This window comes from Lacihabitans sp. CCS-44, assembly GCF_024343735.1.
Lineage (GTDB): Bacteria > Bacteroidota > Bacteroidia > Cytophagales > Spirosomataceae > Leadbetterella.
Genome location: NZ_RJUE01000002.1, coordinates 110,086 through 127,161, shown reverse-complemented (window position 1 = coordinate 127,161; position 17,076 = coordinate 110,086). Strand labels below are relative to the sequence as shown.

Sequence of the window (17,076 nt, the reverse complement as noted above, 5' to 3'; positions counted from 1 at the left end):
AAATGACAAAAGAAGAAATATTGCAACTTGTTCTAGAAAAACCTTTGGTACCAGTTTACTACAATGCCGACGTAGAAATTACAAAAACCATTGTAAAAGCTTGTTATGAAGCAGGAATAAGGGCCTTTGAGTTTACCAACAGAGGAGAAAACGCCGCAGACGTATTTTCAAAAATACAGCCATTTGTTCGTGAAAATTGTCCAGGAATGATATTGGGTATCGGTACTATTGTAGATGCTGAAACCGCCGAAAAATATGTAAAATTGGGTGCTGATTTCATAGTTCAACCTGGTACTACCAAAGAAGTGGGCGAAGTTTGTAAAAAACACAACCTTGCGTGGATTCCAGGCGTAATGACACCCACAGAGATTTACAGTGCATTGTCTTTGGGAGCGTCCATGGTAAAGATTTTCCCAGGAAACATAGTTGGCTCAGCTTATGTAAAAGCACTTAGAGGTCCAATGCCTTCCGTCAAAATAATGGTTACTGGCGGTGTGGAACCCACAGAAAGCAGCCTAAAAGAATGGTTTGGGGCGGGTGCAAATGCTGTAGGATTGGGTTCGCAATTATTCAAAGACATGAACGACATCGAAATATTCAAAACCAAAGTGAAGGAATTGTTTTCCTTCATTCAACCTTAACCCTAAAAAAATGGAGAACAAAATCGGAAACTATCGCTGGACCATCTGTGCCCTCGTGTTTTTTGCGACCACCGTAAACTATCTCGACCGGCAAGTAATCAGCCTTTTAAAATCTGTCCTTTCAGATGAACTCAAATGGGATGATGGCGACTATGCAAACATTGAAATAGCCTTTAAGCTATTTTATAGCTTTGGAATGCTCATCGCAGGCCGCGTTGTAGATAAGTTAGGCACAAAAAAAGGCTACGCCATGGCCACTGGATTATGGAGTTTGGCGGCTATTGGTCACGCATTTGCCAATTCAGCATTTGGTTTTATGATTGCTCGTGCGTTTTTGGGAGTTACCGAAGCAGGAAATTTCCCAGCAGCTATAAAAAGTACTGCGGAATGGTTTCCTAAAAAAGAAAGAGCCTTGGCTACTGGTATTTTTAACTCAGGAACAAACATCGGGGCAATAGTAGCACCCTTAACGGTCCCGTTTATTGCAGCAGCTTGGGGTTGGCAGTGGGCATTTATTTTAACCGGACTAATAGGTTTTATTTGGTTGGTGTTGTGGCAAAAACACTATACTACGCCAAAGGATTCTAAAAAACTCAGCCAAGCAGAGTATGATTATATTCACTCTGATAAAGAGGACGAGAACATCGAAAAAGTAGTAGAAAACGAGAAAGTTTCTTGGTTTAAACTCTTGACTTTTCGTCAAACTTGGGCATTTGCAATTGGTAAATTCCTGACGGACCCAGTTTGGTGGTTTTACCTTTTCTGGTTGCCAGATTTCTTGCAGAGTGAATACAAACTTACACTTACCGAAATAGCCATACCGACAGCAGTGGTGTATATGATATCCACAATAGGCAGTGTGGGTGGGGGTTATTTGCCGATGGCATTTATAAACAGAAATATGCCGGCTTTCAAGGCTCGTAAAACGTCTATGTTTATTTTTGCTCTATGTGTGCTCCCTGTGGTACTTTCTCAATATGCCGGTAGAATAAACATGTGGTTGGCGGTGTTGGTAATTGGCATAGCGGCGGCGGCTCATCAAGCTTGGTCGGCCAATATATTCACTACAGTGTCTGATATGTTCCCTAAAAAAGCGACGGCTTCGGTAACTGGAATAGGTGGTATGATGGGCGGTATGGGCGGTATTTTGCTTACTTGGGCAGTACAGAAAAACATGTTTGTGTATTATAGAAGCATAAATCAAATAGAAACAGCTTATTTCATAATGTTCTTAATCTGTGGAGCGGCGTATCTTTTAGCTTGGTTAATAATGCACATTTTGGTACCCAAAATGAAAAAAATAGAATTATAAAGAAATTTGGCAAAACACTCAGTTGTTTTTAAATAATAAAAAGTAGAATTAAGAGAAATCTTAGTTCTACTTTTTTTGTGTTGAAATAGGATGTTTTACAAAATTATTGCCTTACCATTAAATAAAAAATGACTCTCAAAGTATAAAAAAATTAAATAATTAGACTTAAAAGGGCAAATTTGAGCAATAAAATAATTCGGGCAAAAGAAAATTAGGGTAAATGAACTATCTTTGTTTTCGAAAAATGGAGTAGAAATATTGCTTTTGCATAAATTTATGAGATTTTGTTTGACATTGCTTTTCCTATTAGGCACGATTTGTTGCAAAAACCAAGAAAACAAATTCGAAATCGCAGGTACGTGGAAAGACGTAACTTGTAAAGACGACCTCAATAATTGCGAGAGTAGATTTCCAATAATAGTGATAGATACTAGCTTGCAAGATTCTATTGAAGTTAAAACCAAACTCGGTGTAACCAAAAGGATTTGGTCAAACAAAAAATATGAGGGTGCCTCCATTACACTCGAAAACAACTATGAGTCGCTTCTCTTTCCTGTCTACGACAAAAATAGTTTGGCCTATTATGACGACACCAAAGGCTACTTTGTTTATTACAAGAAAATAAAATCCGACACAAGATGAAACTTTCAAAAGACTTCAAAGTCATCTTATGTTATCTTCTAATTTTTGTGATTGGGTGTTTTTTTATGCCAAAAACCTATGTATGGGGCTATAATGACCGCAACTGTTGGTTCAGTTGGTGTAATTATATTCATCATTTTGGTGTACAAAACATCTATAAATTACGAGTTGATTATCCTCCGCTTGTACATTATTTCTTGTGGTTGTTGGCAAAGTTTTCAACCACTTCAGAAAACATCTATTTGTATATTTACAAGTTAAAATACATAACACTGTTTATAGAGATACTCAGTATTTTCTGTGTTTATAAAATCCTAGATTTAAAAAAAGTAAAATATCCTTATTTATGGCCGCTAATGATATTTTTTAATATCGCATTTTGGTATGATAACGTACTTTTTGGACAAGTAGATGGTGTTTATACTGGTTTTGCTTTTATTTCTATCACTTTTGCCATACTCAAAAAGCCTAGTTTAAGCCTGATATTTTTTATTTTATGTGTAAACTTCAAACTCCAAGGAATTATTTTCTTCCCTATAATAGCTCTTGTATTGTTTCATGAAATCAAGCATTACACTTTACCAAAAATCGCAACTACCCTCTTGCCAGCCGTCTTACTGCAAGCCTTAGTTATTTTCCCTTTTATATATGTAGGTGACTTTAAACTGGCATTGAATTCTTTCTCCGAAAGCATGGGCAGATATCCGTTGGTAAGCATGGGTGCTTATAATATCTGGTCGCTGATATTCGAAAGACCTGATCTTATTAATGATAACATGGGAGTGTTTAATTTCAGTTATAACTCATTTGGTCTCATTAGTTTCTTTGGGCTTTCAGGCTTTGTACTATTACCATTTGCCCTTAAAAGCCTAAATATATTCAACAAAAGTCTTAAACTCGATTTCAGTTTTGAGAATGTCCTACTGGTTTGTGTATTAGTGATACTATTCTTTACCTATTTTAACACCCAAATGCACGCCAGATATTCCCACCCATTGGTGTTATTTGCTGGCACTTTGGCTCTTCTCAGGAAAGATTACCTTAGGTTTTTCCTAGTAAGTTTGGCCGTATTTCTAAACATGGAAGGAGCATCTAAAATCTTAAAAGGTAACATTACGGAATTCCAAACTATTTGGTTTCAGCCTTGGTTTGTGTCACTGATATTTCTAACTGTTATTGTTCTTTATAGTATTGATTATATCCTATTGATAAAAAAAGGTATACAGTTGAAAGCCTAACCTAACCTACTTTGTCTCAATTCCGCCACATCAGCCTGAATGCTCTGTATAGTATTATAAACCAAGTCAGAGATGGGTCTGTCAGTAGGATTAAGCGTGCATACAAAACTCCAAAGTTCAAAAACCTCCTCTGGTTTTATTCTATAAGGATAATACGTCTTATTGTCTGAATGAAGATGTATCGTGCCGTCTTGTTCTATTTTATTATACAATCGCTTATATACTAAGCCGTCGTTTTGGGTCAATACCACGTAGGTTTTACCATCTTTTATGTCGTTGACGTCTTCTACGTATTTACCTATTACATAGGCCCCTGTCTCCAGCGGCGGCATAGAATCTCCCTGAATAGGAAAGCCCCGAAATTTGCCTGCATCAGTAAAAGGCAATGAAATACGAGGTAAGTTCTCTATAAATTCTTCATCACTAAATCCTTGCAAATAGCCTGCTGATGCTCTAATAGGCACAAGTTCTACTAAATCTTTCCCGTCGCTATCTACCATTACCGGAAACAAAATCCTATTGCCTCCAATCTTGAGCAAATCTCTTAAATCATTCACTTTGGTTAGATCTATTTTCAAAAGAGAATCAATCGAAACCGTAAAATACTCCGACAACCTCACGATGAGATCTATAGGCGGCTCAGCTCGGTGTTCTTCCCACGAACTCAATCTCGATCGGGTGATGTTCAGGTCATTAGCTAGAGACTCCTGAGAGATTCCTCTCAGATGCCGTAAATGAGCTATATTTTTACTGATTTTTTTCATTGCTAAGTATTTTACCATAAAATTGGTAATATTTTAAGTAAAACACAAACTCAATCCTGCACAAATTTCATATTGCTAATTTTTTTATCATTTACTCCTACCTATGTTTGTATCCTCACAAACATTATTGTTATACACACATGCGTCTCGTCATGTAAAGACAAAGACGAGAGCGACGAAGGCGTCAAAAAACTACCCAAATCAGGCATCTGCTAAATATAAATAAAAGAGACATTTGATTATCTTTGAAATAAATTTTCAACCTTTCAGAATGAACCTCAACCTTAAGAGTAAAAAAAATAATACCTACGACGCCATAGTGGTAGGGTCGGGTATAAGTGGCGGCTGGGCAGCCAAAGAACTCTGCCAAAAGGGGTTAAAAGTTCTACTATTAGAAAGAGGCAAAGACATTAAACATATAGAAGACTATAAATCTGCCATGAAAGCCCCTTGGGAGCTTGAACATGCCAATAGGATAACCTTAGAAACTAGAGCGAAATTTCCTGTACAAACAGCTGAAGGAAATTATCCTATAAACGAAGCCAACCAAGACTTCTGGCTACCAGAAGACACCAGTCCATATATCAGCAAAAAACCATTCGACTGGTACAGAGGAGCTGGAGTGGGAGGCAAATCGTTGCTTTGGGGGCGAATGGTATTTAGGTGGAGCGACTTCGACTTTGAGGCCAATGCTCGCGAAGGCATAGCCATAGATTGGCCCATCAGATACAAAGACATAGAGCCTTGGTATGCCTATGTAGAGAAATTCATCGGTGTTACTGGTAGCTATGATAATATTTCGCATATGCCAGACAGTGTGTTTCAGCCAGCCATGGGCATGAACTGCGTAGAAACCAGTTTTCAAGAAAAAATAAAAGCCAAATATGGCAACGACAGAATAGTAACCATTGGCAGGGTAGCACATATTACCAAACCCACCGCTGAACAAACCGCTTTGGGGAGGTCGTCGTGTCAATATCGCAACGCCTGCTCCTCTGGCTGTCCTTATGGAGGGTATTTTAGCACACAAGCGGCTACTTTACCAGCGGCTATGAAAACTGGAAACCTCACGCTCAGACCTTTTTCCATAGTATCGAAAGTACTTTTTAACGAAAAAACACAAAAAGCAGATGGTGTAGAAGTAGTAGACGCCATTACAAAAGAAGTGACCGAATATTATGCAAAAGTAATCTTTATCAATGCATCGGCCATGGCTACAACAGCCATTATGCTCAACTCAAAGTCTCAAAGATTTCCTAATGGACTCGGCAACGATAGCGGGCAGTTGGGCAAAAACCTCATGGATCATCACTCTAGAGCCGGTGCTTCGGCTTCGGTAGAGGGTTTTGAAGATAAATATTATAGCGGCCGCAGAGCCAATGGTATTTTTATGCCAAGATTCAGAAACATAGGTAACGACAAACGAGATTATCTGCGTGGCTTTGATCTCCAAGGCGGAGCTGGACGAGCTGGCTGGGCCAAATCATTACCCGGAGACTTATTCGGTGCAGAACTAAAAGAACAGGCAGCACAAGTGGGCGGATGGAACATAAACTTAGGCTCGTTTGGCGAATGTCTTCCTTATGAAGACAATCAGCTATACTTGCATGCTACCGAAAAAGACCAGTTTGGCATCCCAAAAATAGTTTTTGATGCCGAAATAAAAGAAAACGAACACAAAATGCGGATAGATATGCAAAACGATGCCGCTGAACTTTTAGAAGCGGCTGGGTATAAAAACATAAAATCGTATAACAAAGCTGATTTTCATTTAGGTTTATCGAAACACGAAATGGGAACTGCCCGGATGGGAAGAGACCAAAAAACCTCGGTGCTCAATGCCAACAATCAGATCTGGGGTTGTAAAAACGTATTTGTAACAGACGGTGCGGCTATGACTTCTTCCAACTGTGTAAATCCCTCGCTGACGTACATGGCACTTACCGCACGAGCATGTGATTTCGCTGTTAAAGAATTTAAAAAGAGAAACCTATAAGTCTAGAAAAGCTCTTCGTAAAGTACTTTATCGAAACCTACAGCCACTATTTTTTGATCTTCAATGATGGGACGTTTTATTACAGAAGTATGTTGCATAATAACTTCAAAGGCCGAAAGTGGCGTATCCAGTGCATCTTTTTGAACTTGGTCAAGGTCTTTAAAAGTCGTGCTTCGCTTGTTCACAATCTTATCCAGCGGAACTTGCTGAAGCCATTCTTCTAGTTTATCTCTTGAGATTCCGTCTGTTTTATAGTTATGAAACGTAAATTCTTCTCCTTTGCTTTTTAGAAAATCTAAGGCCTTTTTTACTGTGTCGCAATTGGGAATACCGTAAACTGTCAGCATATAAAAATGTTAATTTCATGCAAATTTAAGACATTTTGAGGCTTTGACAGAAAATAAATTGCTTTAAGTTCTACAAGATTTATTATTAGCAATTTGGCTTAGTATTTACGATTAACTCAATATTAACAAGCAAATATTTGTTTTGGACTTAATAATTTTCAATTTTTACGAGCATTTTCAAAAAATAGCATAATATGATTTTAACTCCAATGAATATCTTTAAAATTACCAGCTTAGCTTCGGTTTTGCTTTTTGCAAGCTGTCAGTCTAAATCCCAAAACGGCAACACTCAAGCAACAGCCTCTGCTGAGAATATCGATAAAACCCAAGTCACTTGGAATCCAAGCATCGACGACGCACTCGCTCAAGCCAAAGCTTCTGGCAAGTTACTTTTTGTAGAGTGTTACTCGCCTACTTGTCCAGTTTGCCAAGGAATTGAGCCGTTTTTTAAGAAGCCAGAAGTAGCTACCAAATACAACAGTAGCTTTATCAATTATAAACTTGATGTGGGCAATGCCGAACAAGTAAAATTCTTAAATGCACGGAATATTTATTTGCCTAGCTTTCCACAGTTTTTGTATTTTGATGGCGACGGTAAAATTGTACACCAAGCCGAAGTAACTCCCGACATAAAAACCATAGTAACTGCTGCCGAAACTGCTCAAAATACCGAAAAAAGAGCCTCTAATTTCAAAACAAGATATGATAAGGGCGACAGATCCTTAGACTTGCTTGTTCAGCTGGCGGCTTATGCTCGCCTTACAAAAGACACTACATTGGCCATTACCGCCGCCGAGGAGGTTTTCAAAATATACCCAAAAGACCAACTAAATAGCGAAACCAGCTGGAAATTGACCAAAAAATGTGTAACCGATATGGAGAATGGCTTTGCCGTGCATTGGTTTAACAATTCGGCAACGGCAGCAGCCTTTGAGAAAAAAGACGGGCATGCAGGCAATGAAAACAATATTTTAGGCGGCATAATACAATCTTCGTTATATAGCCCTAGAGGTCAAAACTATGGAACAGCCAAATTAAACTTAGTAAAGAAATACATGACACTCACAGGGGCTGGTCAATATACAGAAAACGTAATTTGGGAGTTTGATGTAAAAGCTCTAATACGTGAAGGAAAACCTGAACAAGCCTTAGCTATCGGGGAAAGGATAGCGGCCAAGTTTTCTACAAATGGTCAATCTTTAGTGTATATCACAAGAGTTTTTAACGATTATTATCCAAACAAAAACTACGCTCCAAAAGCCTCTGCATGGCTAAACAAAGGAAAAGCTCTTTTGAAAGAAGACCAATATTTGGCTGAATATTATTTTGAATCCGCCAAGCTAAATCAAAAAACTGGAGACATTGTAAAAGCCAAAGCCGACGCCCAACAAGCTCGCAATCTGGCCTCAAAAGCTCAGGTAGACTTAAGCAAGTTTTCGGCTTTGATAGAGAAATTGTAAGAAAAAGTATCCCGATTTATATAAATCGTCTAAAACAAAAAAGGCACAATTCTTAGGAATTGTGCCTTTTTTGATATTTTTCAATTAGTTCCTTTCTGCTAAAATTCAGGTCTGAATCTTTATCGCTTTACTCTTCTTTATTTACCTAATACCTCTGCACCGATAGACATCATACCTTGCAACGGATCTGGACGCATGTTGTGGCCAATCGTCCATTTATATTTGCCAGACTTAGCAAACTTATATTTTTGAAGCTTTGGTGCGGCTACCCTATTATCAAAAATATCACCCATGCCGTCGCCATAAGGCTTGCCTGTTTTTTGATTAAAGAGAATCACTTCGTCCATTGAATTCACCAATACTTTGCCCTTATCGTCTGTCAATGTTTGGTTTAAATACAAATTATAATATGGATACGATACCGTGTTTCTCACCAAATAGTTGAAATCATATACTTTCTGAATATCTTTCACTTCGAATTCGAATGTTTCTTTTTTTGCAATAAACCACTCTGAATTCTTGAAATCACGAATCTCCTTCAAATCAGAACTTCCCTTGCAGGCCAAAATAAGGCTAAACAATGCCAATATCGCTATTTTACCTCTCATAACTCTGGTTTATCTGGTCGGTTATTGTTATTTCTATTCTTCTTTCTTTTCTTGTTTCTGTTTCTATTCTCCACATTTCCTTCTGCTCCAGTAGGATTTCCTCCTGTTGACAGTTGAGGTGGCGTATTCGGTATACTTCCCTCTACCTTTGGCTGTGGTGGTCTTGGAGGATTTGGTCTATTTTGAGGCTGAGGTGGCCTTTGTTGCTGACCTTGTGGGTTAGCTGGCTTTGCCAAGTTTGCTTCATTTCTCGCATTCGGATTGTTGTTCGGCTGATTAGGCCTTGGTTGCTGAGGATTACTCTGCCTTGCAGCACTATTTCCTTCTGGGCGGGTATTCGGATTATTCGGTTTTTTAGGCCCAGTTTTCTTTTTGTTTTGATGATATTTTTTATCCAAACGCTCCAAATCATTATTGATACTAGTCGGTTTGGCAGATACAAATTCTGATATTTCAACCAAATTCTCCAACCCTACTGGTTTTTTACCAGCTGCGTTCATTTTCTGAATTTCGGCCACTTGGGCACAGTTTATCGGGTACCAGTTGGTTTCGTTTGGATAACTAAACCACATGATTCTTCTAAAAATATCTGTTTTCTGGAGTGTAGCGTCACCTTTTTCGGTTTTTAGCGACCTATCCACCACAGGAATATCTCTGATAGCATCAATGTATGTCTCTAACTCGTAGTTTAAGCAGCATTTGAGCCTTCCGCACTGCCCCGAAAGTTTGGCAGGGTTCAATGACAAGTTTTGGTATCTTGCGGCTGCCGTTGGAATAGTTTTAAAGTCTGAAAGCCAAGTAGAACAGCAAAGCTCTCTACCGCATGAGCCAATTCCGCCCAGTCTTCCGGCCTCTTGGCGAAGGCTTATTTGACGCATTTCTATACGTACTTTAAACTCTCCCGCCAACATTTTTATGAGCTCTCTAAAGTCTACACGATCGTCTGCCGAATAAAAAAACGTGGCCTTTGAATTGTCCGACTGAAACTCTACTTCTGAAAGCTTCAGATTAAGTTTGAGTTCCTTACAGATTTCTCTGGTGCGGTACATAGTTGGCAAGTCACGGTTGATGGCTTGGCTGTGTTTCTCAAGGTCTTTTTCGGTAGCCAAACGATGAATAACTGCCAATTCGTCTGACTCTTTGATACCTTTTTTGATCATCTGCAAACGCACCAATTCGCCTTGCAACGAAACCGAACCAATATGAAACCCTGTGGGCATTTCACACACCACAAAGTCGCCAGTATATAAATCTAGATTGCTTTTGTTTTTGAAATACTCTTTTCGTCCTCCCTTAAATTTAACTTCTATAACACCAAATCTGCTACTCCTAGGCGATTCCATGTTAGAAAGCCAATCGAAGGAATTCATTTTGTTACAACCTCCTGTTGAGCAGCCTCCCGAACTACATCCTGCGGTAGTTTTGTGATTGGATTTTTCTTCTGCTACGTTTTTTATATTGCCACATCCACCGGATGAGCATTGTCCACACGCCATAAGAATATATATTTTTATCCGATTGCAAGGCTTTTTTATGCCAAAAATCAATGCGGAACGATTTTCTAATTATTTTCTAAAAACAAAACTAACCATTAATCCAAATATTTCATTAAATCCAAGCCAATATCTTTCCTGAAATACTTCTTCTTAAACTTTACTTTTTTGGCCATTTTTTGCGATTTCTTTACTGCCGCAGTCATGGTTCTGCCCAATCCTGTGAGTGCAATCACTCTTCCGCCGTTGGTCACTACTCCGGCTTCTGTAGTTTTTGTGCCTGCATGAAAAATCACGGTATCTTTGTCCGCCTCAGGAATTTCCATCAAGTCGCCTTTTTTGTATTCTTCAGGATATCCACCAGCCACCACCATCGTGGTTGCTGCTGATTTTGAATTAATGCTCAATTTTATTTTGTCTAATTTGCCATCGGCGGCGGCGGCCATCAGCTTTACAAAATCGGTTTTAATTCTTGGCAAAACCACTTCTGTCTCTGGGTCGCCCATACGGGCATTGTACTCGATCACCATCGGATTGCCCTCGTCATTCATAAGGCCAATGAAAATGAAACCTACGTAATGAATTCCCTCGGCTTGAAGTCCGGCCAAAGTGGGTTTAACTACCAAATCTTCTACTTTTTTCATAAAAGCAGCATCAGCAAATGGCACTGGAGAAACGGCTCCCATTCCGCCCGTGTTGAGTCCTGTATCGCCATCTCCTATTCTTTTATAGTCTTTGGCTTCTGGTAAAATCACATAGTTTTTACCATCAGAAAGTACGAAAACCGAGAGTTCTATTCCTTTTAAAAATTGCTCTACCAATACCTTGTCTCCCGCTTCGCCAAATTTCCCTTCGGTCAACATTTCTTTCAAACTGGCTTTTGCTTCGTCTTTACTTTCAGTGATAATTACACCTTTTCCAGCAGCCAAGCCGTCGGCTTTGAGTACATAAGGCCCAGATTGTTTGTCGAGATAAGCAAGTCCAGCCTCTAAAGTTTCTCTTGTGAAAGTTTCAGAAAAAGCGGTGGGTACACCATGTTTTTGCATGAAAGCCTTAGAAAAGTCCTTGCTACCTTCGAGCCTTGCCCCAGAAGCATCTGGGCCAACTATTTTTATTTTTTTGAGTTGCTTATCGGCTTTGAAAAAATCCACAATTCCTTTCACCAACGGATCTTCAGGCCCCACAACTACCAAACCAATGCTCTCCGAAAGAACCAGTTTTTTTATTCCTTCAAAATCATCTACTTTGATATCAACATTGGTGGCTATTTGGCCTGTACCGGCATTGCCAGGAGCTACAAAAAGTTTGTCGCATTTTTTGCTTTGAGCCATTTTCCATGCAAAAGCATGCTCTCTACCACCCGAACCTATTATAAGAATATTCATTTTCTGTATTTAAAAATACAAAAATAGGTATTGAAGGGGTGGGAACAAAATACAGCGTCTGAGTTTAGACAGAATAGGTGTGCGAATTACTTTTTAGATAATTTATCCGTACAACTTAGGTTACCCATAAATGGGATATCTATCTTAAATCTTTTCGAAATCTCTATTTTATAGAGCTACTCAAAAATAAATTATTCAATTGACACAGAAATTGTGAATTCCAAACATAATTTCTTAAATTAGGAGTTGCTTTTGGGTTGTAAGTACGCACTCTTCCAAATAGCTTTAGCAAACTTAGCCATCTTATCTTGCCTTAAAGTGATCTCTTTTGGAGTGAATTTTTCATAATTACAGTACTCATTGCTCAATTTGTAACTTGAAGATCTATATTTTTCTAATTTCTCAGAAAAAGACATATTGTTTCCGAGTTTATTATTTATATTACCTTCAAGTAAACTGTAGTTACCTAATCTATAAATATAATCTTCTTGTACTTCGACCGCAAAGTATTCTTCCCAACTGCTTCCTGGGTTCTCCGGCAAAATATGTTCTATGGTAGCAACGGCTTCTTCTGGTTGATAATCTTTTGCAGAGATTTGATTCTCTATTTTTACTAAAATATATTTTGCCAAATCTTTTTTTCTGCGAGTGTTAATACTAATTGTAGAGAAAACTTGTTCGAAATTATCATCAATCACATAAATCGATTTTAGAGATAGAATTGCATCTCTAGCATTAATAATATTTTTATCTGAAATATCATTTGCAACTTTACTAAAAACACGTTCCGCTTCATTGGGATTTAAGTCACTCAAGTTATACCTAAATGTGATAAATGATATCTCTTTTAATATAATCTTAAATTCTACCCTAGGTAAATTCTTTAAAGAACTAAGCATTAATGAATAACAAGTACTTACATTTAACAATGTAAGCAACTTTAATGAAAGTTTCTCCTCCTTATCCCATAATTCATCATTTGGGTTATTGAATCCAGTGTAGAATACACTCACTTCTTCTAAATCATTTAAAAACTGGAATGCCTTTTCAGCAGTTCCAATTTCTCTTTTTATTGCCTTAAACAAAGTGGGTTGTCTTTCCAATTTGAATTTACTATTCCAATAATGGCGTATAAATGTTGTTAAGTCATTAGATTGAATTGTATTTGAAATATTTTGCCACCTCCTTTCTGCTTCGTCCAAATCTAATTCGCCCAATTGATGCGTAAGTTTAAACAAATAGTTTTTCAATAAATCAGCTGTAGAGAGTTTCACACCTCTTGCATTTAATGTTTCAAATACTTTAAATGCATCTAAGTCATTATTAACAATTATTTGAGTAAAAACTATTCCGTTCCCAACAACTTTTTCCAAAAAATCCGCTAAGTCTGCTCCAGATTTATTGTTTTTGAATTTTTCTTCAAGTTCATTAAAAAAGTAATTAAACGCTTTTTGTAATAAACGCTGAGAAGGTTTTAACCTTGATAAAGTAGCTGGCTGTCTTAGCTTTAATAACCAACTTTGATAATAGTCGTCATTATTTCTATTTAATATTATTTTGGGACTAATCGCCAATTTTGAAGTTGAAAAATTACCTAAATACCTCTCAGTGATTTTTTCAAATCTTATATTATTTTCTATACTATTAATAGATTCATTGGACCACTTTCTAAAAAGAGCAGTGACAGCTAAAGCTAAAATGGACAGGGTTGTTAATCTCTGTTGTCCGTCAATTATCCAAAAGGATTCTTCTCCATCCTTTATAGGCTGGAGAACTAAATAACCTAAGTAATGAGTTTTATCATTGGGTATTTCTTCAATATCATTCCACAGATCTTCCCAATCATCTTTATCCCAAGAATAATCTCTTTGGTAAATGGGCACTTTATAAGATTTCCCATTTCCAATAATCGTATTTAAAGTTATAAATTGCGACATTTTTGTTATTTCAAATATTAGTCTATCAATGTTAAATCAAACTTATTTGTATATTTAGAGTCTATTCATCAAATTCTGCGATTTTTTTTCTAATCAACATAAAAATTGTAAATAAAAGTATTCATTTTCAAAACTCCCTATAACGCAGTAACAAAGTTACTACACAGATTAACTTAGTTATTACTATTAAGGCACTTTACAAAAACAAATTCAATTATATTTAACTTCATTGCTCAAAAACTCCTCTCCTACACCCGCTCCAACTTAACAGGATAAGTCTTTTTAGATGCCCATTGCGGTATGTAAATACTTCCGTCACCGTCGATGCATACGTCGTGAGGATGCATAAACACTTTGGCGGGGTCTGATTTTCTTTGTTCTTGCAATACCCCGTTTTGATAAATGGGTTCTGAAGCTCCTGGTGAGGAAATCACTTTGTCGTTTTCGTCAAGAATCTGTATATAACCTGAATTAGGGTATTCTTCAGAGGTAGAGCGATAAACTGCTCCATAAAGGTTGTCGTCTTTAAGAACCGGACGACAAATAAATGAGCCTGGCAAATGAATAGTTGATAGATATTTGCCGTCGAGTGTGAAACGCTTCCAGCAGTTTTGCTGTCTAGATGTGATGATTAGTGTTGGTTTTGAAGGGTTTCTAATATCAACAACTATTCCGTGGTTGCATTTAAAATTAAAATCCTCGTTGCCGTTTCCACCCCAATGCCTGATATATTTACCACTAGAATCATACTGAATAACAAAGTTTTTGCCGTAACCGTCCACCACATAAATATCTCCATTGTAAGGACTTACGGCAGTTTCGGTAGGTACAAACTGGCTTGGGTACTGGTATTCACCTGTTTCCTTGGGATATTCAATTTTAAAAATTTCTTTGCCCTTTAAGTCAGTTTTTATTACCTGATTTCGGCTGTTATCACATATCAAAAGGTACTGTTTTTCACCCTCATTGAATATTGTAAGACCATGAGCTCCTGGGTAAGAATTACCCCATGTTTCGAGCAATTTGCCTGATTTGTCATAAATGAGGATATTGTTTTTGGTTTCGTTGGTACACATAATCAGCCTTCCTGCGGCATCCTCCACCATTTCATGGCAATCGTTCACAGGTGTTTTTTGAGCGTCTAACATTCCCCAGCCTACCACTACTTTATACTTATGGGTATTGTGGCCGATGATTATTTCATCATTTTTACCAAAACTCAAGCCAGGCATCATCTGCAAACCTGACGACACACCAACGATTTTAAGGAAATTTCTTCTATCTAAATACATGTTACTTTCTGTTGAATAGTTTACGCAAAATACTCAATAATATTTTTTCTTTGTTTTAATCTTAATATTTTTCTTAAAAAATCGATAGTTCTTAAAAAACTTTAGAAAATCAGCTTTTTCTTGTCTTCCAAAACGCACTTTTTAGATGTTTTGATTTGAAATATGGATAAATATTTAAAAATTTGGGTCATGAAAAATTACCATCTTTCTTAAACCTTACGTACAATGAGCCATGTTTTTCCTAAAAAATTGAAATATTCAATTGTATTTTTACTATTATCCATCATTTCTTCGTTTGCACAAACCCTCCCTTCTGGTCCACAAGTACTCACTTTCCATTCGGACGTTGATGATACTGAGCAACCCTATGGCTGCTATATTCCGAAAGATTATAGCGAGAAAAAAACTTATCCATTGGTTGTTATGCTTCATGGAGCAGGTTCTAATCACCGTTTGGCTTTGCGTAGAGTTTTTGGCAAAAGCAATGCCGAAGGCGAAAACGATGTAGAAGCCAGCCTGAAGTTTCCGAAGTGGAAAGATGTAAATTATATTGTAATTTCCCCAAACGTTAGAGGTACCATGGGCTACCAAGGTGTAGCCGAGAAAGATGTTTGGGATATGATTGCAGATGCAAAAAAACGTTTCAATATTGATGAAAACCGTATGTATCTTACTGGCCTTTCGATGGGCGGCGGCGGTACGATGTGGGTTGGACTCACACGTCCTGACGTTTGGGCGGCTATTGCACCTGTTTGTCCTGCTCCTCCAGCGGAGACTATCAAGTATTTAGACAATGTGTATAATCTGCCTGTCCATTTTTTTCAAGGCGACCAGGACCCAGCTGTGAAAGTTGAAAACACCAGAAAATGGGTGGAAGATTTTAAAACTGCGGGAGCCAAAGTAACTTATCAAGAATATCCTGGTGTAAAACATGACAGTTGGGTAAATGCCTACAAAGACGAATTTATATTTACTTGGTTTTCGAAGTTCACCAGAAATCCGTTCCCTGACAAAGTAAAGTTCACGACCAGTCAATTGAAATACAACAAAGCCTACTGGCTTGAAATCATTGACAAAAACGTTGGTGAAACTGCAAAAATCGAAGCCAATTTCAAAAACAAAAACATACTTGATGTAAAAACAGAAAATATAACTGCGTTTTCTATTAATATTCTTGAACATCCAAATTTCAATACAAAATCTAAGCTAAGCCTAAATATTGACGGACAAAACCTTTCTGTTTTTGGATTGACCAATGGCCAAATTTTGATAAAAACCGATGGTAAATGGGCAGTGGGTAAAAGACCTGATAATAGTAAAACCAAAAACCCAGCTTTGGAAGGACCCATGACTGAAGCCATAGGCGATAGGCATATTTATGTGTACGGAACAAAAGGGAATCCGACCAAAGAACAATTAGACCAAAGACGTAAAATAGCCGAACAAGCAGCCGATTGGAGTGTTTACAGAGGCGATTTTATGGGAAGGGTGATGGTATTTCCAAGAGTATTATCCGACAAAGAAGTAAGGCCGAATGATATAGAAAGATCAAATCTGGTACTTTTTGGTGATGCAGAAACCAATGAAATAGTAGAAAAATATGCCGCTTATTTGCCTTTGTCCCTTAAATCTTCTGCAAGAGAAAATGCAAGTTTGAGTTTTATTTTTCCCAATGGCAATAGATACATTTTGGTAAACTCCGGTCAGCCATTTTGGGAATTGCCCAATGCCGACAATAGCCCTTTTGCAAGATTGCGTTCTGCTGGAAAAGCCAGCATACTTTCAGGATATGGTGACTGGGTGTTATATGATAAAAACATCAACAATGTGATATCCTATGGTATTTTTGATAAAGATTGGAAGCTAATGGAAAAAGACAAAGGGCTTCTTAAAAACTCAGGAATGATAGACATGAAATGACAAAAGGGCTGAAAAGCCCTTTTTTGTTTTACAATAAATCC

At 37.6% G+C, this 17,076-nt stretch carries 14 protein-coding genes; 7 read left to right on the top strand and 7 right to left on the bottom strand.

What is annotated here, in order from left to right; translation table 11 throughout:
• Positions 1-2: 2 nt before the first annotated feature.
• The 4 genes from EGI26_RS01925 to EGI26_RS01910 all read left to right on the top strand — a co-directional run bounded on the left by EGI26_RS01925 (position 3) and on the right by EGI26_RS01910 (position 3,833).
• The gene (locus EGI26_RS01925; protein ID WP_255075991.1) at positions 3-641 is read left to right on the top strand and encodes a bifunctional 4-hydroxy-2-oxoglutarate aldolase/2-dehydro-3-deoxy-phosphogluconate aldolase; all 639 of its coding nucleotides are present in this window, start codon (positions 3-5) and stop codon (positions 639-641) included.
• A 10-nt stretch (positions 642-651) separates the two neighbouring features.
• The gene (locus EGI26_RS01920; protein WP_255075990.1) at positions 652-1,953 is read left to right on the top strand and encodes an MFS transporter; all 1,302 of its coding nucleotides are present in this window, start codon (positions 652-654) and stop codon (positions 1,951-1,953) included.
• A gap of 276 nt (positions 1,954-2,229) precedes the next feature.
• Positions 2,230-2,595: a hypothetical protein gene (locus EGI26_RS01915; RefSeq protein ID WP_255075989.1), complete on the top strand. Its 366-nt coding sequence runs from the start codon at positions 2,230-2,232 to the stop codon at positions 2,593-2,595.
• Between the two features lie 65 nt (positions 2,596-2,660).
• Positions 2,661-3,833: a hypothetical protein gene (locus tag EGI26_RS01910; RefSeq protein WP_255075988.1), complete on the top strand. Its 1,173-nt coding sequence runs from the start codon at positions 2,661-2,663 to the stop codon at positions 3,831-3,833.
• Here EGI26_RS01910 and EGI26_RS01905 read toward each other — a convergent pair.
• On the bottom strand, positions 3,830-4,597 hold the full coding sequence (locus tag EGI26_RS01905) for a LexA family transcriptional regulator (protein WP_255075987.1): 768 nt from the start codon (positions 4,595-4,597) through the stop codon (positions 3,830-3,832). The two genes, EGI26_RS01910 and EGI26_RS01905, sit on opposite strands and share 4 nt — an antisense overlap.
• A gap of 271 nt (positions 4,598-4,868) precedes the next feature.
• Here EGI26_RS01905 and EGI26_RS01900 point away from each other — a divergent pair, with 271 nt between their 5' ends.
• Positions 4,869-6,593 carry a GMC oxidoreductase gene (locus EGI26_RS01900; protein WP_255075985.1) on the top strand — a complete coding sequence of 575 codons (1,725 nt, stop codon included), beginning with the start codon at positions 4,869-4,871 and terminating at the stop codon, positions 6,591-6,593.
• Between the two features lie 2 nt (positions 6,594-6,595).
• Here EGI26_RS01900 and EGI26_RS01895 read toward each other — a convergent pair whose 3' ends face one another.
• A complete protein-coding gene (locus EGI26_RS01895; protein WP_255075984.1) occupies positions 6,596-6,940 on the bottom strand; it encodes a Spx/MgsR family RNA polymerase-binding regulatory protein in 345 nt (114 codons plus the stop codon).
• Positions 6,941-7,134: 194 nt separating this feature from the next.
• Here EGI26_RS01895 and EGI26_RS01890 point away from each other — a divergent pair, with 194 nt between their 5' ends.
• On the top strand, positions 7,135-8,400 hold the full coding sequence (locus tag EGI26_RS01890; protein ID WP_255075983.1) for a thioredoxin family protein: 1,266 nt from the start codon (positions 7,135-7,137) through the stop codon (positions 8,398-8,400).
• 137 nt (positions 8,401-8,537) lie between these two features.
• On the opposite strand, the gene EGI26_RS01885 is transcribed toward EGI26_RS01890, so the two are convergent.
• From EGI26_RS01885 to EGI26_RS01865, 5 genes are all read right to left on the bottom strand, one after another.
• Positions 8,538-9,008 carry a gliding motility lipoprotein GldH gene (locus EGI26_RS01885; RefSeq protein WP_255075981.1) on the bottom strand — a complete coding sequence of 157 codons (471 nt, stop codon included), beginning with the start codon at positions 9,006-9,008 and terminating at the stop codon, positions 8,538-8,540.
• Positions 9,005-10,504: a regulatory iron-sulfur-containing complex subunit RicT gene (locus EGI26_RS01880; RefSeq protein WP_310587927.1), complete on the bottom strand. Its 1,500-nt coding sequence runs from the start codon at positions 10,502-10,504 to the stop codon at positions 9,005-9,007. The genes EGI26_RS01885 and EGI26_RS01880 overlap by 4 nt, the downstream gene beginning before the upstream one ends.
• Positions 10,505-10,599: 95 nt before the next feature.
• The gene (gene purD, locus EGI26_RS01875; RefSeq protein WP_255075980.1) at positions 10,600-11,886 is read right to left on the bottom strand and encodes a phosphoribosylamine--glycine ligase; all 1,287 of its coding nucleotides are present in this window, start codon (positions 11,884-11,886) and stop codon (positions 10,600-10,602) included.
• A gap of 239 nt (positions 11,887-12,125) precedes the next feature.
• Positions 12,126-13,823 (bottom strand): DUF262 domain-containing protein, encoded by a 1,698-nt coding sequence (locus EGI26_RS01870; RefSeq protein WP_255075978.1) that lies wholly within the window; start codon positions 13,821-13,823, stop codon positions 12,126-12,128.
• Positions 13,824-14,071: 248 nt separating this feature from the next.
• Positions 14,072-15,115, bottom strand: a complete 1,044-nt coding sequence (locus EGI26_RS01865) for a 6-bladed beta-propeller (RefSeq protein ID WP_255075977.1) — start codon at positions 15,113-15,115, stop codon at positions 14,072-14,074.
• Positions 15,116-15,364: 249 nt separating this feature from the next.
• On the opposite strand from EGI26_RS01865, the gene EGI26_RS01860 reads away from it, so the two are divergent.
• A complete protein-coding gene (locus EGI26_RS01860; protein ID WP_255075976.1) occupies positions 15,365-17,035 on the top strand; it encodes an alpha/beta hydrolase-fold protein in 1,671 nt (556 codons plus the stop codon).
• Positions 17,036-17,076 lie beyond the last annotated feature (41 nt).